This is a genomic window from Acidianus brierleyi (assembly GCF_003201835.2).
GTDB lineage: Archaea > Thermoproteota > Thermoprotei_A > Sulfolobales > Sulfolobaceae > Aramenus > Aramenus brierleyi.
This window is the reverse complement of sequence record NZ_CP029289.2, coordinates 2024897-2045493: the sequence shown is the minus strand read 5'-3', so window position 1 is coordinate 2045493 and position 20597 is coordinate 2024897. Positions and strand designations below refer to the sequence as shown.

General features: G+C 30.9%; 29 protein-coding genes and 2 tRNA genes. 15 read left to right on the top strand and 16 right to left on the bottom strand.

The features are described 5' to 3' along the window. Positions 1–49 precede the first annotated feature (49 nt). On the top strand, positions 50–1306 hold the full coding sequence (locus DFR85_RS27230) for a DUF1641 domain-containing protein (protein WP_110270990.1): 1257 nt from the start codon (positions 50–52) through the stop codon (positions 1304–1306). Here the strand turns inward: DFR85_RS27230 and DFR85_RS27225 are convergent. After that, positions 1274–2287, bottom strand: coding sequence for a histone deacetylase family protein (locus DFR85_RS27225; RefSeq protein ID WP_110270989.1), 1014 nt, complete (start codon positions 2285–2287; stop codon positions 1274–1276). The genes DFR85_RS27230 and DFR85_RS27225 overlap by 33 nt on opposite strands. Positions 2288–2537: 250 nt before the next feature. Between DFR85_RS27225 and lrs14 (DFR85_RS27220) the strand changes: the two genes are divergently transcribed. After that, positions 2538–2861, top strand: a complete 324-nt coding sequence (gene lrs14, locus DFR85_RS27220; protein ID WP_110271879.1) for an Lrs14 family HTH-type transcriptional regulator — start codon at positions 2538–2540, stop codon at positions 2859–2861. On the opposite strand, the gene DFR85_RS27215 is transcribed toward lrs14 (DFR85_RS27220), so the two are convergent. Beyond that, positions 2847–3104, bottom strand: a complete 258-nt coding sequence (locus DFR85_RS27215) for a sulfurtransferase TusA family protein (RefSeq protein ID WP_110270988.1) — start codon at positions 3102–3104, stop codon at positions 2847–2849. The genes lrs14 (DFR85_RS27220) and DFR85_RS27215 overlap by 15 nt on opposite strands. Before the next feature lie 52 nt (positions 3105–3156). On the opposite strand from DFR85_RS27215, the gene DFR85_RS27210 reads away from it, so the two are divergent. Further along, positions 3157–3318, top strand: a complete 162-nt coding sequence (locus DFR85_RS27210) for a YHS domain-containing protein (RefSeq protein WP_110270987.1) — start codon at positions 3157–3159, stop codon at positions 3316–3318. Here the strand turns inward: DFR85_RS27210 and lrs14 (DFR85_RS27205) are convergent. Next, the gene (gene lrs14 / locus DFR85_RS27205) at positions 3299–3682 is read right to left on the bottom strand and encodes an Lrs14 family HTH-type transcriptional regulator (protein ID WP_110270986.1); all 384 of its coding nucleotides are present in this window, start codon (positions 3680–3682) and stop codon (positions 3299–3301) included. The two genes, DFR85_RS27210 and lrs14 (DFR85_RS27205), sit on opposite strands and share 20 nt — an antisense overlap. A gap of 72 nt (positions 3683–3754) precedes the next feature. Next, entirely contained in the window at positions 3755–4123 is a 369-nt protein-coding gene (locus DFR85_RS27200; protein WP_210433961.1) for a hypothetical protein, read from the bottom strand. A 19-nt stretch (positions 4124–4142) separates the two neighbouring features. Here DFR85_RS27200 and DFR85_RS27195 point away from each other — a divergent pair, with 19 nt between their 5' ends. Beyond that, positions 4143–4739 (top strand): 7-cyano-7-deazaguanine synthase, encoded by a 597-nt coding sequence (locus DFR85_RS27195; RefSeq protein ID WP_168367208.1) that lies wholly within the window; start codon positions 4143–4145, stop codon positions 4737–4739. Positions 4740–4816: 77 nt separating this feature from the next. Here DFR85_RS27195 and DFR85_RS27190 read toward each other — a convergent pair whose 3' ends face one another. Genes DFR85_RS27190 through DFR85_RS27180 form a run of 3 tightly spaced genes read right to left on the bottom strand, consistent with a single transcriptional unit; the run spans position 4817 to position 6280 of the window. Further along, complete coding sequence (locus DFR85_RS27190) at positions 4817–5371, bottom strand: hypothetical protein (RefSeq protein ID WP_110270984.1); 555 nt, start codon at positions 5369–5371, stop codon at positions 4817–4819. Continuing rightward, a complete protein-coding gene (gene sso10a / locus DFR85_RS27185) occupies positions 5371–5655 on the bottom strand; it encodes an Sso10a family chromatin protein (protein WP_110270983.1) in 285 nt (94 codons plus the stop codon). The genes DFR85_RS27190 and sso10a overlap by 1 nt, the downstream gene beginning before the upstream one ends. Positions 5656–5686: 31 nt before the next feature. Next, positions 5687–6280: a hypothetical protein gene (locus DFR85_RS27180; RefSeq protein WP_110270982.1), complete on the bottom strand. Its 594-nt coding sequence runs from the start codon at positions 6278–6280 to the stop codon at positions 5687–5689. A gap of 40 nt (positions 6281–6320) precedes the next feature. Here DFR85_RS27180 and DFR85_RS27175 point away from each other — a divergent pair, with 40 nt between their 5' ends. Both DFR85_RS27175 and mvaD read left to right on the top strand, forming a co-directional pair. Next, the gene (locus tag DFR85_RS27175; protein ID WP_110270981.1) at positions 6321–7271 is read left to right on the top strand and encodes a GHMP family kinase ATP-binding protein; all 951 of its coding nucleotides are present in this window, start codon (positions 6321–6323) and stop codon (positions 7269–7271) included. Continuing rightward, on the top strand, positions 7261–8238 hold the full coding sequence (mvaD, locus tag DFR85_RS27170) for a diphosphomevalonate decarboxylase (RefSeq protein WP_110270980.1): 978 nt from the start codon (positions 7261–7263) through the stop codon (positions 8236–8238). Before DFR85_RS27175 ends, mvaD begins: the two co-directional genes overlap by 11 nt. Here the strand turns inward: mvaD and DFR85_RS27165 are convergent. Then, positions 8211–9446: an HD domain-containing protein gene (locus DFR85_RS27165; protein WP_110270979.1), complete on the bottom strand. Its 1236-nt coding sequence runs from the start codon at positions 9444–9446 to the stop codon at positions 8211–8213. The genes mvaD and DFR85_RS27165 overlap by 28 nt on opposite strands. 99 nt (positions 9447–9545) lie before the next feature. Next, complete coding sequence (locus DFR85_RS27160; RefSeq protein WP_110270978.1) at positions 9546–10265, bottom strand: purine-nucleoside phosphorylase; 720 nt, start codon at positions 10263–10265, stop codon at positions 9546–9548. A 243-nt stretch (positions 10266–10508) separates the two neighbouring features. Here DFR85_RS27160 and DFR85_RS27155 point away from each other — a divergent pair, with 243 nt between their 5' ends. Beyond that, positions 10509–10709 carry a hypothetical protein gene (locus DFR85_RS27155; RefSeq protein WP_110270977.1) on the top strand — a complete coding sequence of 67 codons (201 nt, stop codon included), beginning with the start codon at positions 10509–10511 and terminating at the stop codon, positions 10707–10709. 8 nt (positions 10710–10717) lie between these two features. Here DFR85_RS27155 and sucD read toward each other — a convergent pair whose 3' ends face one another. From sucD to DFR85_RS27135, 4 genes are read right to left on the bottom strand one after another with little or no spacing between them, the layout of a single operon-like run. Beyond that, positions 10718–11560, bottom strand: coding sequence for a succinate--CoA ligase subunit alpha (sucD, locus tag DFR85_RS27150; protein ID WP_110270976.1), 843 nt, complete (start codon positions 11558–11560; stop codon positions 10718–10720). Then, positions 11560–12567, bottom strand: a complete 1008-nt coding sequence (locus DFR85_RS27145) for a succinate--CoA ligase subunit beta (protein ID WP_110271878.1) — start codon at positions 12565–12567, stop codon at positions 11560–11562. The genes sucD and DFR85_RS27145 overlap by 1 nt, the downstream gene beginning before the upstream one ends. Positions 12568–12569: 2 nt before the next feature. Beyond that, positions 12570–13226 carry an endonuclease III domain-containing protein gene (locus DFR85_RS27140; protein ID WP_246252873.1) on the bottom strand — a complete coding sequence of 219 codons (657 nt, stop codon included), beginning with the start codon at positions 13224–13226 and terminating at the stop codon, positions 12570–12572. Continuing rightward, the gene (locus tag DFR85_RS27135; protein WP_110270975.1) at positions 13213–14166 is read right to left on the bottom strand and encodes a UDP-N-acetylglucosamine--N-acetylmuramyl-(pentapeptide) pyrophosphoryl-undecaprenol N-acetylglucosamine transferase; all 954 of its coding nucleotides are present in this window, start codon (positions 14164–14166) and stop codon (positions 13213–13215) included. Before DFR85_RS27135 ends, DFR85_RS27140 begins: the two co-directional genes overlap by 14 nt. A gap of 40 nt (positions 14167–14206) precedes the next feature. On the opposite strand from DFR85_RS27135, the gene thrS reads away from it, so the two are divergent. Genes thrS through DFR85_RS27120 form a run of 3 tightly spaced genes read left to right on the top strand, consistent with a single transcriptional unit; the run spans position 14207 to position 17002 of the window. After that, positions 14207–15829 (top strand): threonine--tRNA ligase, encoded by a 1623-nt coding sequence (gene thrS, locus DFR85_RS27130; RefSeq protein ID WP_110270974.1) that lies wholly within the window; start codon positions 14207–14209, stop codon positions 15827–15829. Further along, positions 15826–16287 carry a methylated-DNA--[protein]-cysteine S-methyltransferase gene (locus DFR85_RS27125; protein ID WP_110270973.1) on the top strand — a complete coding sequence of 154 codons (462 nt, stop codon included), beginning with the start codon at positions 15826–15828 and terminating at the stop codon, positions 16285–16287. Before thrS ends, DFR85_RS27125 begins: the two co-directional genes overlap by 4 nt. A 25-nt stretch (positions 16288–16312) precedes the next feature. Next, entirely contained in the window at positions 16313–17002 is a 690-nt protein-coding gene (locus tag DFR85_RS27120) for a nucleotidyltransferase family protein (protein WP_110270972.1), read from the top strand. Here DFR85_RS27120 and DFR85_RS27115 read toward each other — a convergent pair. After that, positions 16988–17173, bottom strand: a complete 186-nt coding sequence (locus tag DFR85_RS27115) for a hypothetical protein (RefSeq protein ID WP_110270971.1) — start codon at positions 17171–17173, stop codon at positions 16988–16990. The genes DFR85_RS27120 and DFR85_RS27115 overlap by 15 nt on opposite strands. Positions 17174–17387: 214 nt before the next feature. On the opposite strand from DFR85_RS27115, the gene DFR85_RS27110 reads away from it, so the two are divergent. From DFR85_RS27110 to DFR85_RS27095, 4 genes are all read left to right on the top strand, one after another. After that, positions 17388–17473 (top strand) — tRNA-Thr (locus DFR85_RS27110). A gap of 15 nt (positions 17474–17488) precedes the next feature. Then, positions 17489–17779 carry a hypothetical protein gene (locus DFR85_RS27105; protein WP_110270970.1) on the top strand — a complete coding sequence of 97 codons (291 nt, stop codon included), beginning with the start codon at positions 17489–17491 and terminating at the stop codon, positions 17777–17779. Positions 17780–17803: 24 nt separating this feature from the next. Then, positions 17804–18538: an SDR family NAD(P)-dependent oxidoreductase gene (locus DFR85_RS27100; RefSeq protein ID WP_110270969.1), complete on the top strand. Its 735-nt coding sequence runs from the start codon at positions 17804–17806 to the stop codon at positions 18536–18538. Positions 18539–18605: 67 nt separating this feature from the next. Continuing rightward, positions 18606–19619 (top strand): extracellular solute-binding protein, encoded by a 1014-nt coding sequence (locus DFR85_RS27095; RefSeq protein ID WP_110270968.1) that lies wholly within the window; start codon positions 18606–18608, stop codon positions 19617–19619. On the opposite strand, the gene DFR85_RS31955 is transcribed toward DFR85_RS27095, so the two are convergent. Beyond that, positions 19597–19794 (bottom strand): hypothetical protein, encoded by a 198-nt coding sequence (locus tag DFR85_RS31955; RefSeq protein ID WP_246252872.1) that lies wholly within the window; start codon positions 19792–19794, stop codon positions 19597–19599. The two genes, DFR85_RS27095 and DFR85_RS31955, sit on opposite strands and share 23 nt — an antisense overlap. On the opposite strand from DFR85_RS31955, the gene DFR85_RS27090 reads away from it, so the two are divergent. After that, a complete protein-coding gene (locus DFR85_RS27090) occupies positions 19727–20401 on the top strand; it encodes an ABC transporter permease (protein WP_246253075.1) in 675 nt (224 codons plus the stop codon). The two genes, DFR85_RS31955 and DFR85_RS27090, sit on opposite strands and share 68 nt — an antisense overlap. Here the strand turns inward: DFR85_RS27090 and DFR85_RS27085 are convergent. After that, positions 20383–20480, bottom strand: a tRNA-Pro gene (locus DFR85_RS27085). The genes DFR85_RS27090 and DFR85_RS27085 overlap by 19 nt on opposite strands. Between the last annotated feature and the right edge of the window lie 117 nt (positions 20481–20597).

Sequence of the window (20597 nt, the reverse complement as noted above, 5' to 3'; positions counted from 1 at the left end):
CATAAAGGTTATTTAATCTAAAAAATTAAAAGAGTATAAGGGAAATAATATGGCAGAAAATGAAGATCCTTTAGAAACTCTCTTAAAACCAGAGAATTTACAAAAGATAAACAAGCTAGTAGATGCATTACCAACTATTGAAAAACTTACTGATAAATTAGAGGATTTAGATAAAAAAGGAGAATTAGATTTTATGTTAAATTTAACAGATCAAGCTATATCAATAGCAGACGCTATACAAAAAGCCGATTTAATGAATACTATAATTTCTTTTGGCATGGATCAATTACCAAAAATACAAGCATTATGGCCATTAATAGAAAAACTAACAAGTGACAGAGCACTTAACATAATACAGCAAATAGACATAGATTCAACACTATCAGCACTAGAAAAATTAACTCCAGTAATGCAAAGAATGACAAGCGAAAAAGCGCTAAAAATTCTCGAAAGTATAGACTACGATGCTTTACTTGATTATACATCTAAGTTAACTCCTTTACTTTCTAAATTAACTAGCGAAAAAACATTAAAGATAATTCAAAGCCTTGATATAGACACATTATTAGCTACTGCCGAAACAATGACACCGTCTCTTAATAGATTAGCATCAATGTTAAATGAGATGCAGAAAAAAGGTCAACTAGATAATTTAATAAACCTTATGGAACAAGGGCTTTCATTAATTGATACTGCACAAAAAGCAGACTTAGTTAACGCTCTAATTTCTTTTGGCATGGATCAATTACCAAAAATACAAGCATTATGGCCATTAATAGAAAAACTAACAAGTGACAGAGCACTTAACATAATACAGCAAATAGACATAGATTCAACACTATCAGCACTAGAAGCTATGACTCCTATAATGAAGAAATTAACAAGTGACAGAACAGTGAAATTAATTCAACAAGTTGATGTAGAAGGATTACTATCAGCTACTGAATCTGCAATGCCTATGATAAAGAAACTAACCGATGAAAAAACTGTAAAAATTATTTCACAGTTAGATTTTGATTCGATGATAACAATGATGGAGAAGTTTGCTGAACTTCAGAGAAATGGGACAATGGATAGAATGATGAAATTAATAGACGTAATGTCAGATCCTCAATTAGTAGATACAATGGTCACTATGATGGAGAAGTTTAGCAAAGCCTTAAAAATATGGACAAACGATTTGCCTAACGTTAAACCTGTAGGTACTATGGGATTATTAAGAATAACCTCAGATAAGGATTCTGCATATGCGCTTGGAATGATGACATCATTACTAAAAGCTACTGGGAAAGCCTTCAGAGAGTAAGGAAACTAGTCTTTTAACATATTTTGTTTTTTCTATATCTTCAGTATCTTTCTCTATTTTTTCTCTAATACCTTTTAATCCTCTCACAAATTCTCGCATGCATAATGCAGAATAATTACCGTATCCTCCTCCTCCGTATGAAATAACTTTGGAATGAAGCTCTTTAGATATTCTATTTATTCTATATCCAAGAAGATTGAACGAGTTCGTAGTTAAATTTAATGACTTCAAATTATCTTCTTTATGTCCATCTACTCCAGCTAAGACTATAATATATGTTGGGTTAAATTCACTAACTTTATCTAAAATTCTTAATGCTTCGTAAAAACTGTCGTCTGCCGAACCTAATGGCATAGCAATATTATAATTAAGACCTTTGCCTTCTCCTAATCCTCTCTCGCTATAATGTCCAGTACCAGGGAAAAATTTTCCGTCATACGCGAATATATTAATTTTTAATATAGATTTATTATAAAATAGATATTGTAATCCGTTTCCATGATGAGCGTCTACATCTACTATGGCTATTCTTTCTCCTTTTTCTAAAAGTATTTTTGTAGCTATTCCAATGTCGTTTACTGGACAGAAGCCCATAGCTTGATTAGGTAAAGCATGATGAAACCCTCCAAGTGGTATATATATTTTATCAAAAAAATTGGAGTATTTTATTGCTGTTATACTAGATCCTACTATCAATAAGATATCGTTAAACATTCCAGGGTAATGTGTCGTATCCCCAGAATCTAAAAACCCTATATATGGATCTTCACTAGCTTTCTCCAGTTTATTTATATAATCTGTCGTATGAACTAACTCAAGATCTTTTCTAGTAGCTAAATCTGGCTTTACGAATACTATTCCAGGCTCGTCTTTTAGAAGCTCCCAAAATCTCTTAATTCGCTCCTTAGATATATCTCTTATCATAGGATGAGAAAAAGAGATATTAGTAAATCTTTCGTCCCATATAATCGCTAAACTCATATATTATATTTTTGAATTAATAGAATATATATCTTAAATATTCTTATGTTATCTAGAAAACAATATGAAAAATAAATAGATCTACCTTAAATTAAGTCAGTAAAAAGAGATATTGTCGATTATGTATCATGATTTTCACATTGATTAAATAATATCAAATAAAATTTTCCCGAGAACCTCTTATTAATAAAAAATAAAAAAACTAATAAAGTTTTTAAATATGATTTCTATATAATTAAATATGGAGTCAATGATAAACGATAAAGAAAAAAAGCATAGCATAAAATGTTGCTATAAGCTAGGTGATACAGATGTTGATTGCCTTTTTAAACTTATGGAATTAAATAGACCTGTTACATCTGTAGAATTAGCAGACATTATGAAATTTAGCAAAACAACAGTAGAAAATAGCTTAAAAAAATTAATAGATGTAGGATTAGTAATAAGAATAAAGCCAGAAGAAAAAAGAATAGGCCGACCAAAATTTGAATATGCTATTCCAAACAATTTATGGGATAAAATTAAGAAAGACTTAGTAGAATGCGGAAGAAAGATAAGTTCAGCAGCCACTTAAATTTACTTTTTTCATTTTATTTTCTCCCATTTTTTTCTCTAATGTTAATACAAAAGTTTCTCCGTTTTTACTATGTTCAAGTATTTTACAATCCATTAATTCAACAGCTTGTAGTATCATTTCATCGCATTTTGGATCACTAAAGATTATTCTTAATGTACCTTCCTTCATCTGCATTAGTTTTGCTGCAACTTTCAAAAAAGGCTCTGGACATTCTCTTCCAACTAGATTAAGTTCTTCCATATTCTAATGAAAGTCAAAAAATTAAAAAACTTTACTTTAAGTAGAATACATTATGAAAGTCGTATGTCCAGTTTGCAACAAGCTTTTTGAAGCTGAATGTACACCTTATAAAACTGTATACAATGAAATTATGTACTATTTTGATACAGAAATATGTCAAATAGCTTTTTCTAGAGAACCAGAGAGATTTATAGCTAAGTGTGAGAAGAAGTAAGCTCTTTAGGCGTAATCTCTCCAAATAGTTTAGCACAATACTCGAAATCTTTAGATATCTTTTCTGTAAGTGAATTAACATCTAATGGCTTGTATATATATCTTGGCCTACCTCCTTTAGAATTTTGGTCCTTAACTCTCTCAACAAATCCTATTGATATTAATTTATTTACAGATCTATTAATGGAGGCTTTGCTTAGCTTTAATACACTAGCTAGTTCGTCCTCTGTTTTCTCCCCAGAATTTATCAAAGTCTTTAAAACTACAAAATCGGTATCGGACACGTCATAACAGAAGCTTAGAGCTTCTATTAATCCTACTTCTTTCCCTGAAGGAAGTCTTGCTTTTAATTTTTCTACTTCCATGCTTATCTAGCATAATATATGGAAAAAACAAATATATAAATCTTTGCTTATTTTAGCAAAAATCGATTTAATCTATGCCCAGACTCCTTTTCTCATATCTTCCAGTTTAGTAGCTAGAGCTATTTGAAAATACCTAAAAACTTCTAATGTAAATCTTATGGCGTCCTCATCATTCATTGTTGATATTTTATTTTTAAGATCATTCAAGAACCTTGTCATATCATTAAATGTAGAGGTTTTCATATTATATTGAGATAAATCGAGAATTTGAATTATCTGAGATTTTGATTTAGCTTCTTTTAACTTCGAGTAAATTAACAAGACTACTCCTTTCCCAGTTGATCCAAATAGAGCATCTTCTGGATCTCTAAGCCATCTTGCGTACGTAGATGCAATTTTCTTGGCTTCATTCTCAATACTTGCCATAAATTTATTTTTTATAATGAGTATTTAAATAAGCGTGAAAAGCCTATTGCTAATATCTGGTGGCCTAGACTCGTCTAGCGCGGCATATTACTATAAGGATAAAGACTACGACTGTCTTTATGTAAATTATGGCCAAAAATCTGCATCAATGCAATATAAATATGCCAAACTAAATTGTGAAAATCTAAATAAAAAGTTAATATATGTGAATATACGAGAGCTTGGTAAAGCTTTCTATTCGGATAACTGGTTAAGACCACATGAACCTATTAGTCATAGGAACATTATACTCCTTAGCATAGCATTAACATTTGCTAAAGAAAAAGGTTACGACGAGGTAATATTTTCTACCGTAAGCGATGAGTGTATATATGAAACTAACAAGCCAGAAATTCTTAAAGAATTTAAAAATCTAGGAGAAACGCTGGGTATACATGTCATAATGCCGTTCCTAAATCTAAGTAAAGCGATGGTTCTTAAAATAGGCGTATCAAAAGGTTTAGATCCTGTTAATACGTATTCATGTCTTCTTGGCGGAAAATATCATTGCGGAAAATGTAGGCAATGCGAGTTAAGGAAAATGGCATTTAAAGAAGCTAAATTAGAAGACCCTACTAGATATCTTTTCTAGATAATGACTAATTGAGCAAAAAATTTTCTTACTCATTCTGATTTTTGTTATTAAAGTTAATAAATAAGGATGATTTATTATTTATTCGTATTTTTACTTATAATCTTAGTATAATCATTTTTAATCTCACGATACAATATCAAAGCCAATATGCTATAATACATTCCTATTATTTCTAAACCTATTACGAAGCCTAGAGTTAAAATAATAAAATTATCACCAAATGGAATTAGTGTAATGGCTAACATTAGCATTGATGAAAGTACCATGTACTTAATATCATTACAGTAGCTTATCATTTTATTGGATTTCTCTTCAAAGTTCTCTAATAAATATATAGAATTGCTTAAAATTCTTACATCAGCACTAATTTTCTTTATTTTATCTTCCATGAATCTCATAAATTGTTTATCCTTAATATCTAATGTAGATCCTATAATTCCTTGTTCAACTATCTCATCTGAGGCTATGAAATCAACAATAGACTTGAATGTATTTAATAAAAGTAATTGCTTTATAGTGTCCTTATTTATCTTCAAATTAGAAACTTTCCTATTAAGTAGATAATAAATTGTTACAAATTCGATCAGAAATAATGCATCAAATGTTTGCACTATACCAATTTGACCCATTAAGATAATTCTTTAGATACTGAATTAAAAAGCTCTGCTATTTCTACTTCTAGCTCCCTAAGTTTCCTAAGTCTTTGTAATATATTCTTTCCTTTTTCTGTAACAACATATCTGCCGTCTACGTAATCTATTAATCCTTTATTTTTTAATATATTTATATACTTTTCCGTAATAGTATTACTCAAATTAGCATTTTTCATTATTCCTGACTTACTGCCCATTCCTTCGTCAATTACCTCTAACATATCAACTATAATGTCGATCTGGTCTCTCTTCGATTTCATATGTTTAATATTTGCACGTGTCTATATAAATTTATTTTTTAACATTGTTTAATGTCATCTTTATAATTTCAGCCTCTTTTTCTCCTTTAAACTTAGATACTAACAATAAAAATTTTTCAAGTTCTTCCTGAGACATATTATTATTTAATAGAGACAAAGTCTTAGAGAAAAATTCCTTATTTAAGATTTCAATTAACTCCAAATAATCTGGTATAGTAACTTCTGGCTTGTCTTTAATTAAAGTAAAAAGACCTATAGAAATTAAATTTAAACCTTCTTGTGTTAATTTAGTTAGTTCTTCCAATTGTACTTTCCTATCTTGCTTACTTAATTCTTCAGACCTTTTTTTTACATTTTCCAAAAATTTTGTTATCTTATATTTCTGCATTTCCAGGGCTATCAATGAATTTCTAACTTCATTACTAGCTATATATCTAATTTCTGTACCATCTCTCAAAATATTTATATACTCAGAAAAATATAGATTTTCCAAGATATTACTTAGAGAAGAATCGGAAATAATGTAAGAAAATGAGTTTTTAATTTCTTGTAATGTTAAACCTGCAGGACCTCCTTGAGCTATTAACTCCAATACTAGTCTTTTCTTTTTATTAAGGAATCTCATTATCGATAAATATTAACTTGAGTATAATAAGATCACCTAGATGATAAGTGCTCCAGGGAAGGTTCTTTGGATTGGAAGCTATGCAGTAGTTTTTGGAGGAATTTCTCATGTAATATCTATAAATAAAAGAGTTAGATGCGAGGTTATTGATTCTGAAAGAACGTTTTTTGAAACATCGTATGGAAATTACTATGAAAATGGAAACGAACTTATATCTAGCGTAAAAAAAGTCATTGTAGAAAAGTTTGGCTTTTTCCCAAAAGTTCATGTGAAACTTATAAATGATAAGGATTTTGAGATTAATAATAAAAAGACTGGATTAGGAAGTTCATCAGCTGCTACTGTAGCATTGACTGCATGTATATATCATAAAATTACAAATAAGTTAGATTTAGACGAAATACACAAGTTAGCACAAAAAGCTAATTTTATAAGACAAAAAGGAATCGGTAGTGGATTTGATATAGCTTCAGCAATGTACGGAAGTATAATATATAAAAGATTTACTGATATAAATAAAATGGATTTTTATTATGAGAAATTAAAAATAGGGAAATATATGATGATTCTAGGTTTTACCGGAAGAAGTTCTAATACTGTTGATTTAGTTAAAGAGTTCGTTAAGAAGGAAAAAGATCCCAGATTCAAAGAAGTTATAGATGAGCTAAACATTGAAAATGAAACTGCTATAAAGTTGTTAAAACTTGGCAAAATAGATGAGGCATGTGTCCATGTTGATTTGGCATGGAACTTTTTAAATTTTATAGCAGAAGATATTATTGGAATAAAATTACAATCCAGACAGGATAAGGAATTGATTAGTATAGCAAAAAGAGAAGGAGCATGGACGTCTATAATGCCAGGAGCTGGAGGGGGTGATATAATATTTGCTATTGGCGATAATTTAGATAATGTTAAAAAGGCATGGGAAATCAAAGGTATAAAAATAATAGAAATAGCAGAAGACGAGGGTCTAAAAATTGATTCTTGAAGGAGAAGCAATAGCGCCATCAAATATAGCCATAGTAAAATACTGGGGTAAAAGAAATTCTGAGCTTAATTTACCTTTAAATTCCTCAATTTCAATATCATTGGATGGAATATATGCAAAAACAAAGGTAGTCTTTGATAGTAATTTTAATGAGGATAAAATAATAATAAATGGAAAAGAATTAGGAATAAAGGAAAAACAAGATTATGCAACAAAAGTTCTTAACATATTTAGAAACATATATGGAAAAAAAATTTATGCGCTTGTTAATTCAACAACGAATTTTCCGGAATCTTCCGGTCTAGCGTCTTCTGCAGCTGGCATAGCAGCCTTAGTATATGCCGCAAATAGTGCCCTTAATTTAAATCTGACTCAAAAGGATCTATCCATAATAGCTAGAATTGGTTCAGGAAGTGCATGTAGAAGTACAGTTGGTGGATTTGCATTTTGGGAAAAAGGAGTTAAAGATTCTGGTGAAGATTCTTTCTGTTATCAGATTTTCCCTGAAAATTATTGGGAAGATTTAGTGGACATAATAGCAATAATTAGCACTCAAAAAAAGAAAATTTCCTCTAGGTTAGGAATGCAAACAAGCGTAAATTCTTCTACCCTAATGAAGTGTAGACTAGAATTTATAGAAAGAACAATTCCAGAGGTTATTAATAGTATAAAAGAGAAAAACGAGAAAAAATTCTTTGAACTAACTATGAGGCACAGCAATAGTATGCATGCAGTAATTCTGGATTCCTGGCCTTCTTTTTTTTATCTTAATGACAAAGATCTGGAAATAATGAGATGGATACAGGATTATGGGAAAGCCGCATATACATTTGATGCAGGACAAAATGCACATATTATTACTTTACAACAATACGCTGACGTAGTTCTAGATTTCCTTAAGAGTATAAATGTTGAAAAAATCATAGTATCAAAAGTAGGTCATGGGCCAATAGTATTACATGATTGAAGTTTTTTAATATATTTTTCTGCCTTATTTTTTTCAGAGTAATGGAAACCTATTATTGCCTTTTTTATCTCCTTTAAAGATCTGGCAATTAAAGATATCGAAGTTAATTTATTTACTTCGTTTCCATCAAATACAAAAACTGCGTCATCTTTCTCTTCATAATATGGAACATCATTAAACTCGTGATAAATAAAAAGTCCATTAGATTCTCTCATGTCTTTATATAGTTCTTGTTTTAAATTACTGAACTCATCAAAACATTGGCCTATAATATCTTTCTTAACTCTCATAAAACCTTTTCTAAATAAAATAGCATCTCTAAATTTATTATTAATATCATATAAATTGGAAATTATGAAATAGTCTGTAAATTTCTTAAAGTCCTCTTCACTGTCTGGAATACTTATGCCTTTTTCCAAAATTTTTACAATAGCATGAGATATTATGGCATTATATAATCCTACTACACTATGAAAATAAACGTTTTCATACATATACATTCTAGACAATAGGAATTGCTCTACTATCGGAACAGCTTTACTCAAAATGGCTATTTTACCATCTATAAATACTAAGAATCTTTTTAGTCTTTCTACATCGAATTCACCGTAACTTACGCCAGCATAATAAGAGTCACGTAATAGATAATCTCCCCTATCTGCATCAACAAAGTTTGAAATTATTAACGTAGCAAATTTCTCTTCTTTCGTCTCAGGAGTTTCGTTCATAACTTTTTGCAAAAATTTTACTGGATCACTAACAGATTCTGAGAAATTGTTATCAATCAAATCGTTTAGATATTCTCCAATAATTTTTTCGCCTATCTTTACATGAGTTTTCTTACCTTCTTCATATACATTCATTCCATAAACATCTTTAGCCAAGATTAATGCATTCTCAAAAGTATGTGAAAATGGCATATGACCAATATCATGAAGTAATCCAGCCAATCCTATCAATTCTATAAAATCATCATTGACAAAGTCTATGTTGGAATTTTCGTTTATAAATCTTGTAAACTCTTTAGCTAGATGCATAACACCTATACTATGTTCAAATCTAGTATGATTCATCCCTGGATATACTAAGTATGCTAATCCTGTTTGTTTAATGTATCTTAAACGCTGAAATAGAGGAGACGATATAATCTGCAATAATTTATCAGATATTCTAATATAGCCATGAATAGGATCTCTAATTAATTTCATTTTTAATTACATTACGATTCTACTTAAAATTATTTTTGCAAAGTAAGGAACTTAAAAATAATTAAATCGATAGTTTAATCAAAGGTTATTTTTCAATCCTTAATTAGAATAACTAACTAATGCGTCTAAAATAGCTTTTGCTCCATCCATTACACTTTTTTCTAATTCTTCTTTAGAGATCCATTGTCCACCTTTAGCCAAGTTATCGCTGACTACTAAAACTGCAGCAATTTTGGCACTTTTAATTTTACCTAAGGTAAACAATGTTGCGCATTCCATCTCTACAGCAATATTTCCTCTTGACGACCATCTTTTTACAAATTCTTCATCTTCGGCATAAAAGGCATCACTGCTAAAGACATTACCTAGATGATACTTTAAATTACTCATAGAAAACGTCTTTACTATGTTCGACATGAGTTCAAAATCTGGAGTAGCGCCTATACATGCCTGATCTTTAAGATATTGGTAAAATAATCCACCTTGATTATATGACGCTCCAGTAGGAATTATATATTCTCCTAAGTTTATTTCTGGAACTAATGCACCAGTCGTACCGTATCTTATAAAAATCTTACCTCCTAGCATCATAAGTTCCTCCAAAACTATCGCTGCAGAAGGGCCTCCTATGCCATGTGTTGCTATACTTACTATGTTACCTTTATAAGATCCAGTATATACAAGAAAACCTCTGTTTTGATTTACTAATTTAGGATCTTGTAAAATATTAGCTAACAATGTTGCACGTCCGGGGTCACCTACAAATAGTATTTTTTCAGCTATTTCCCCTTTTTTTGCTAATATATGTACAGGATTCACATAAACCTACTAAAACGCTTAGATATAAATGTTTACTAAAACGCTATTACTAATTTTTGGCTCTTTATTCAGAAGACTAAATTAATGGAATTAACATTAAAAATATTCGAAATTATTATAATCTATTATATCTGTTCTCTAACTAAGAAATTTAAATATATCTAAGTAAAATTAATTTGTTTGAAAGTTTTTAAAGCACATCAATGGAAAAGTTTTAAAAAGAGTAAGTGAGTAGCTTATCTTATGAAAGAGAGAGAAGTAGAAGCCAAAAGACTAGTAGGAAAAAAATCAGTTAGAGGTAAAGTATACGAATACGAATACTATACATTACCATTGAATCTATACATACCAAAGTCTATGGTAGAAAAATTTGGAACTAAATATATGCTAGAAGTTGACGAGGATTCTGGAACAATAACAATAAAACCAAGAAATTCAGAATAAAAATATTTTTAAGAAACAAGATTTTTAATGTCATATGGCGTAATAGCTATTTTTATTCCAGCGTCCTTAAATGCTGAGATTTTACTCTCATATGTACCTAAACCCATATATACTACCGCACCAGCATGTCCCATTCTTTTTTCTTTGGGCGCAGTGCTTCCTGCTATATAGGCTATTATATCCTTTTTTATCATACCTTTTTTCTTCATATTAGCGACTTCCTCTTCCATTGTTCCTCCTATTTCACCTATCATTACAATTTTCTCAGTATTTGGATCTTCATCAAATAATTTAATTGCCTCTTGCATAGGAGTACCTATTATAGGATCTCCACCTATCCCTATTACAGTAGACTGCCCGTAATCTCTTAAAATATCAGCTACCTCATAAGTCAACGTTCCTGATCTGGATACTATTCCTATTTTACCTTTTCTAAAAGCTCTATAAGGCATTATACCTACTAAACTTTCTTCTGGTACTATTATTCCAGGGCAGTTTGGCCCTATTACTCTGCTCCCATGAGCCCTAGCGTACTTTATAGCTCTAGAAACATCTATAATTGGTATGTGCTCAGTAATTACTACTATTAACTTTATGCCATTGTCAACTGCCTCATATATAGCATCTACTGCAAATCTAGCAGGCACAAAAATTATACTAGCATCAATATCGTGCTCTTTTACAGCATCTTCTACAGTATCATAAACCGGAATATTATTGACGTATGTTCCGCCTTTACCAGGGGTAACGCCAGCAACTATCTTAGTGCCATACTTTAACATTTGCGAAGTGTGGAACGAGCCTTCCTTTCCAGTTATTCCTTGAACAAGAACCTTAGTATTCTTATCTATTAACGTAGGGCATCCCTCACTGCGTCTAATGCATTAGTATAAACATTGATTCCATTTTCCTTTAGAATATTCCATCCTTCATTTTCATTGGTTCCTACTAATCTTACATATATTGGTTTCTTTACTTTTTTATATGCCTCTACTATGCCCCGCGCTACGTCATCACACCTAGTTATTCCACCATAAATATTTATAATAATTTTCTTTACTTTTTCATTACCTCCTACTTTTTCTACACAATATTTAACTCTCTCTGAATTAGCTCCTCCACCTACATCCATAAAATCTGCTGGATCTCCGCCAAAAATTTTTACTAGATCCATTGTAGCCATGGTGAGTCCAGCCCCGTTTCCTATTATTCCTATATCGCCATCAAGCTCTACATAAGAGTCTGGAGTATAACTCCTTCCAAGCTTTTTAAGTAAATCTTCATGTTTAAATAATGAGTTATCGTCTAGTATAACTTTTGAGTCTAATGCTACAGGTCCTTCATTAGTTATTGCTAATGGATTAATTTCTGCTAATTCTGCGTCGTATTCTACTACTATTTTATATAATCCATTTATTACGCCATATAATCCATTTACGCCAAGATATTTCTCTAATGGTAGAACATCGAAAGGTCTTATTCCACGTTCTATTGGGATATCCCTCTTAATAATATCTTTAGAACTTTCTATATCTATCCCACCACTAGGAGAAGCAACTATCATAGGATTTCCAGAATCTCGATCAAGTATTGCTGAAACATATAACTCCTTAGTATGCGGTATATATTCTTCTACTAGAAATTTCTCAATTCCTAGTTTTTTTAGCTCATCTATTGCTGAATTTACGTCGTCTGTAATTTTTACTAAACCTCTTTTTCCTCTAGCTCCTTCTAAAATCTGTGACTTCACTACAGCTTTGCCTTTCCAATCTATATGTTCAGAAGTTAATACTCCTCTAGGTATTTTTATACCTACCTCCGAAAAAAGATATTTACCTTCAAATTCATAAAGTTTCATAATTAAATATATTTGCACACTCCTTTAAAAATGCATTCTTCACATTTAGGCTTAGTTAACCTGCAATAAGCCTTGCCTACACTTACTATTCCTGCATGAAAAAGTTTATACTTATATAGATCTTTTTCAATTAATTTCTCAGCAAATTCTTTTGCTCCTTTTTTTGTGAATTTTTTACCATAAATTCTTTCTAAAACTCTTTTTAAGTATTCAGTAGAAGGCAAAACTGCATTGTTCCCAGCGAAGAGTAGAAGAGAATCTGCTGTTTCGTCTCCTATACCATCTAATGATATTAGCAATTCTCTATTCTCGATTCTTAGTAAATTACTTAATCCACCCATTTCTATTGCTTTATTAGCAAATTTTTTAAGTCGTATAGCCTTAGTTTTATGAAAATTTACTGGTTTAATTATATTATCTAATTCCTCAATTGAAATATTTGCAATATTATCTATTTTATCTAAATTTCTATTACTTAAATCATCAATTACTTTCTTGACAGTTTCCCATTTAGTTAATTGAACAAGAAATGCGGATATTGCAATTTTATCGGCTGAATCAAGCCCACCCCACCATTTATACGAGTAAGGCTCACTAACTATCCAACCCATTTTTATAATTATATCCTTATTATTTTCCAAGATGTCAATTATATTCATTCAACATTACCTTTACTAACTCATGCGCTCCAGACGTGAAATAATTAGGCTTTCTTGGATTCTCTATATAATATAATAATTCATCGTTTGATTTCCAGTCTAATGGATCGTCTAGAAACATTGCTCCCAGAATTTTTGCGTATAGTCTAGTATCTTCTCTAGTAGCGGCTCTTACTAGAGTTTTATTGTATACGATAATAGTTGGTTTTTTGTACATTACAACAGCTTCCATAGCTGTCTTACCTTGATGTGTAATTATTAAAGACGAATTCGCAATATATTTCTCTAAATCAGGATCAAAATTAAACGCTTTTAGAACCTTGTTCGAATATAAATTTGGATCTATCTTACCGGTTTGTATTATTACATTTTTTAGGTTAATAGTGGAGATCTTTTCAAATAATCTTGGGAACCCTTCAGTTCCAGCTGTAACCAGAATGTATCCGTTGTCTGAGGGATTATAATGTGGATTTTCAACTATAGGACCTACTACTATTCCTTTTTTGTATAAACTCTTTTGTTCTTTCCAATGGAGAAAGACAGCCTTTGAATATTTTGAAATTATATTTATAGCTTTACCCTTAGTGATAATTCTATCTTGACTTTCGATAGCGAAAACCTTAGCTCCCTTAATATATTGAAAAAATGATGGAAAAATAGAATGATTAGAACCAGTAGCTAATATAATATCATATTTTCTTATTTTGGAACTTTCAACCATTGCTCTTAGAAATTTAAGTAATGAACTAAACGAATTATCAAATGGACCTCGTCCTTTCTCAACTTCATAAAATTTTGAAGCATACTGATTTAGCATTTTTTTAGAAATTTCGTCTCCTTTAGGAATTACAAAGTCTACTTTTCTTTCAATATTTTCTGCTACAGCTCTAGCAAAACCAGTATGACCGCCGCCACTAGCAATTATTAATATATCAGCCATTAACTAAAACTATTATAATCTAGAAAATATAAAGCCTAGTATGGAAGAGTATAAGGCTTTATGGCTTAAGGGCGGAATAATAATAGCCATTAATTTGTTAAATGATAATAAAAAAGCTGTAGATGTGGGTTTAGGTGAAAGAGATTTTTATGTAGATATAGAATCTGATAATTCCATTAGTCTTGAAGAAGCAAAAAAATATGCGCTATATAAGGACTATAATTTTGAATTACAAGGTAATAATGTAATTTATGGAAAATTCAAAATAAATATAGATTCTGATGTAAAACCTTCCGGTAATCCTAAATTTTTTGAAATTCTTAATATTTCAGTACATCATCCAACTCCAGATAAGCAATATGTAAGAATAAGAGGAGTAGCTTTCGAAACTGAAGAACAACTTAAAGATTATTTGAATTGGTTTGAGAAGGCTTCTGAAACTGATCATAGAATTCTTGGAGAGAAAATGGATTTATTCAGTTTTCCTGACGAGGCTGGACCTGGATTAGTTCTCTATCATCCTAAAGGACAGTTAATAAGAAATGAGTTAATAGAATACATGAGAGAAATAAACAATTCAATGGGATATCAAGAAGTTTATACTACTCATGTGTATAGAACCATACTTTGGAAAATAAGTGGCCATTACGAAATGTATAAGGATAAAATGCTTATATTTGAACATGATGACGACGAACTCGGAATAAAGCCTATGAACTGCCCAGCCCATATACTAATATACAAATCTAAATCTAGAAGTTATAAAGATCTTCCTATAAGGTTCTCAGAGTTTGGAAATGTATATAGATGGGAGAAAAAAGGCGAATTATATGGACTTCTTAGGATTAGAGGCTTTACGCAAGATGATGGACATATATTTTTGAGAGAAGATCAGTTAAAGGACGAAATTAAAAATTTGGTTAAAAAGACACTGGAAGTTTTAGCAAAATTAGGATTTAAGGGAGACGATGTTAGAATTAATTTAAGTACTAGACCGGACGAGAGTATAGGAACTGAGGAACAATGGGAAAAAGCTACTAAAAGTTTATCTGATGCACTAGGAGAGCTAAAATTAAACTACATATTAAAAGAAAAAGAAGGAGCTTTTTATGGTCCTAAAATAGATTTCGATATAAGAGATAGTCTAGGGAGATGGTGGCAATTATCTACTATACAAGTAGATTTTAATCTTCCGGAGAGATTTAAATTAGAATACGTTGATAAAGATGGTAATAAGAAAAGACCAGTAATGGTACATAGGGCTATTTATGGATCTTTAGAAAGAATAATGGCAATATTATTAGAACATTACAAAGGAAAGCTCCCAACATGGATTTCCCCTGTTCAAGTTAGAGTATTACCTATTAATGAAGATGTTAAAAATTACGCAGAAAGTATATTTAACAAGTTAATGTCTCTTAGGATTAGAGCAGAACTTGATACTGAAGATACATTAGCAAAGAGAATAAAAAGAGCCTATGATGATGGTGTACCTTACATAATAATTGTTGGAAAAAGAGAAGCTTCTGAGAATAAAATAACTATAAGAGCTAGAGGTAACATAGAAATAAGAAACGTGGATTCTGAAAAGTTCATTAATGCATTATCAAAGGAGATATTAAACAGAGATTTAAATAACTCCGCAGTTGAGTTACTTAAATGATATTTTATGGACTATATAGGAGTCCTCTAGGTCCTATAACAGTAGCAAAAGATGAAAAAGGCTTTTTGATGCTAGATTTCTGTGAGTGTATAGAAAAAGAATCTTTAGATAATTCATTGTTTACAGACTTTTTCTATAAATTAGACAAATATTTTGAAGGAGAAAAAGTCGATCTTAAAGAACCTTTATCGCTAAATGTTAACCAATTTAGATTAAGAGTATTTAAAGAAACTATGAAAGTACCGTGGGGAAGAATAAAAACATATAAAGAAATAGCGTTAGCAATAGATAGTTCTCCAAGAGCAGTAGGAGTTGCACTTTCCAAGAATCCAGTTTTGTTAATAATACCTTGTCATAGAATTGTAGGAGAAAAGAATATAGGAGGTTATTCTAGAGGCGTAGAAATAAAAAGAAAATTACTTGAAATTGAAGGTATAAAATATCCCGAAAATGTTTAAAATTTTGAAAAATCTTTAGTATGTAATGAAAGCTGTTATTTTAGCAGGCGGTTTTGGAAAAAGATTAAGACCATTAACTGATGATAAACCAAAACCATTAGTTGAGATTGCAAATAGACCTATAATAGAATGGCAAGTATTATGGCTAAAAAAAATGGGAATAAAAACTTTTGTAGTTCTAGAAGGATACAAAAAAGAGGCTTTAATTAACTGGTTAACTGAAAATGAAAGCAGATTAGGAGTAAATTTCATTCACATAACTGAAAATGAACCTTTAGGTACTGGAGGAGCTATATATAAAGCTAAAGAAATAGTGGACGAGAAATTTATTGTAATTAATGGAGATATAATAACAAATATTAATGTAAGTAAATTATCATGTGAAAATGCAGTAGCTACTATATCTCTTGTGCCTCTAAGAAGTCCTTATGGGGTAGTAGAAACTTCTGATGATAAAATAAGTAAATTTGTAGAAAAACCAATTCTAAAAGACTTTTGGATAAATGCAGGAATATACTTATTTACTTCAAGAATATTCGAATATTTGCCAGAAAAAGGAGATATGGAAAAAACTACTTTTCCTCAATTAGCTTCTAAAGGTCTTTTAAAGGGAATGAAATTTGAAAACGCATACTGGCGTTCTATAGACTCCATTAAAGATGTGGAAGAAGCTTCACTAGAGATAAATGACGCGTTAGGTTCATTGGATCAGTAAAACCTCTTCATCGTCTTTATAAAACCACTTTCTTAAAGTGTAATTCAAACCCCTATCTTTAATATCTTTAAGTATCATTTCGTAGTATTTTTCCATTATTTCTGCACAGTCTTCTGGCATGTTATCTTGTAATATATCAATTATTATTCTTACTAGTTTTAAATCATCCATTTTTCCTCATTCGTACATGAGCTTTTAAAAACTAGAGAGGAAATAAAAACTAAAAATTCTAAAATAGCTTGCGTATCCTTAACCTAGGTCTTTTTAAAGAAACTGTAATTGAACTCATTTATGGCTCTTATTATTTACGACGAATATATAAAATATTCTTAGCTATACTTATCAGAGTAAAAACTTTAAATGCTTTTATGTAAGATTTTTAATTGCCGCGGTAGCTCAGCGTGGCTGGAGCGCTGCCCTGGTAAATTTCTGGGCAGGCAGAGGTCCCGGGTTCAAATCCCGGCCGCGGCTTTAAAGTGAATTAGAATGGAAAGGCCTTATAATTTATCAGATTGTGATGATATTATTAGATTAGTAAAAGAATCGGAAATAGAAGCTTTCAATGTATGTGAAGAAAATGGAGGAGATATTATTCCTGAGGAATGGGAATTTGAGATGGTAGGACCTAAATTCTCAATTTTAAAAATAAAAATCAAAAAAACAAAGTGTAAATATAAAATCTTTATAAATAATATCCTTTATGCCATTGTCATTGAGAACAAAGTAAGGAAGATAAATGATTTAAATAGTGTCCTAAAATTGGAAAAAAGTTCTTAACTTTACTATTCTTAGAAATTTCAAATGATAGCAATAATAACTGGTGCTTCTAAAGGAATAGGTAAGTGCACCGCGTTAAAATTAAAAAATTATGGATACACAATCGTTTCTATATCAAGATCTGAACCTGATTTTGGAGATATAAAATTTAAAGTAGACGTTTCTGATAAAATTGCAGTAAAAGATATAGTTGATAAAATTTTGGGTGAATTTTCTTTTGTAGACGTAATTGTTAATAATGCTGGATTTGGAATATATGGTTCATTCAAAGAAACGTCATTAGATGAAGAAGAATATATGGTTAGAACAAATTTTCTGGGTACAATTTATTTTACAAAATTTTTATTACCATCTATGATAGAAAGAAAAAAGGGTAATATAGTAAATATCATTTCTGAAGCGGCATATGTATCTTCTCCTAAACTTTTAGTCTATTCTGCTACAAAGGCAGCATTAGCCAGTTTTACTAATGGTCTATGGGCAGAAGCTAGAAAATACGGAGTAAAAGTATCTGGTATATATCCTGGTCCAGTAAGGACTAACTTTACTTCGCATCCGTCCTTTAATGGAGTTAAAAACTCGTTTGATAAGTTTTCAGTAGAACCAGAAAAGGTTGCTAATGCGGTAATAAAAAGTATAAAGACTGGGAAAAGAGAGATTTATGTCCCTTCTAGACTTAAAATAGAGCCTTATTTTCTTAAATTATCTAACGTAATGCAATCAATAACTTACAGAATAGTAAGTAAATGGTTTAGTTAGAAATAAATCTATACTTATATATTATAGGATAGAAATATTTTTAACTATTATATATTCTTTATTAACAATGAATAAGACAGCTTTAATAGGTATAATAGTCATTGTTATAATTTTAATGGGAATTGCCATATATGAATTATATCCTAAGACGACAACAAAGACCGCAACTCCCATATCCGTATGGAGTGCCGATGCATATACTGCAGAAGCTCAAACACTATTAAACGCTTTTAGGTCTAAATATGGAATACCAGTTCTTACACCAAAAGGAGGAGGATCCTTCGGATTAGCTCATGAAATTTGCATTGAAGGAAATAAATCTGGAGTTACCGTTTTTACACCAGTAGCGCTAGGAGCTGTAACAGATTTAGGAAAAGATAATCCAGGTTGGGCTATAGCCTTCGTAGCAGACCATATGGCCATAGCATATACTAATACAAGTATAAACAATAATTACGCTAAAGAAGCACTTAATTACGCTAACTCAGGTAACTGGTCTGCATTTTTCCAGGTACTAACTAGCGGAAAGGTTAGCGTAGGAATATCTAATCCCAACGTTGACCCAGCCGGTTTTAGAGCTTGGATAATCTTAGAGATAGCAGGATATTTGTATCATCATAATGAAACATATTATTTCAATAGGATGCTCTATAATAAGGGAAATGTCACAGAACCGAATGCTGCTGATTTCGTTTCAGCTTTAGACACAGGGCATATAAATTTCCTTTTCATATATAAATCTGCTGCAATAGCAAAACACTTAGAATATATATCATTACCAAATAAATTAAACCTAGGTTGTGTAGCTGACTCTAACTTCTATTATAACTTTACTTACAAACTAAATACTGGAATAGTACATGGAGAACCAATATACCTCTTTATAACTATACCGAAGGTTACTAATAATTATCAAGAAGCTTTACAGTTCGTAACATTTACAATAGAAAATTCTACTTTATTAAGTAAATATGGACTAACTCCATTACATCCAGCATTATTATTTAATTCAACCGCTGTACCACCACAAATAGCAAAATTAATTTCAGAAGGATATCTTAAGATAGCAGGATCGTTATGAGCATCCTAAAGTTATTAGGAATTTTTTTATCTCTAATTTTAGCAGTTCCGGTGCTTATTTTAATATATATGGGATTTTTTGTATTTAAGTCCCCCCAAGCGTTTTCTATGTCTTTTATTGATGGTGTGATTCTTACATTAATTTCTTCTGCTACTGCAGTCTTTGTAGATTTCATTCTATTTACACCACTATCGTATTACCTTTCTAGAAATAATGATTTCTTAGCTGATTCTCTAGCAAATGTTCCTGCATCTATTCCTCATCCTATAGTTGGTGTAGCATTAGTATTCTTAGATAGTCCTTATACTCCTATAGGTATTTTTCTAGAAAAATTAGGAATAAATTTCTTTGATTCATACCCTGGCTTAACTGCTGCACTGGTTATCGTTTCCGCACCAATTTACATACAAAGTCTTAAAGGATTTTTTGATTCATTACCTAGATCGCACGAAAATTATGCCAGAAGCTTAGGTGCAGGAGAACTTAGAACATTATTTTCAGTTGTTATGCCGATGTCTTATAAAGGAATGATAACTTCTTTGCTAATAGCCATGTCTAGAGCAATGAGTGAGTTTGGATCTATAGCTATTATTGCTTACTACGTTTTAAATCCGCCATTTAACGGTGTAACTCCTGCACCAATTTTAATCTATGAGTACTTTGGATATTATGGACCTAAAGTAGCAGTTACTGCATCAGCAATAATGATTACTATAGGCATAGTTTTGCTATTAAGCATAAGAATAATTCAACGAAAAATAGGTGGGGCCGCCGGGATTTGAACCCGGGACCACCAGCGTTCTGGTGGCTAGGGAATTTATCCCCAGGCTGGCATCCTAGTCCATGCTAGACTACGGCCCCGTATAATAGAAAAAGGATCTCTTACATTTAAAAGTTATGCGTATCATAATATTTTTACTTTCGGCCTACTCTCTCTCCCTTTTAAATTATAAAAACTACATCATACCCCATAATACG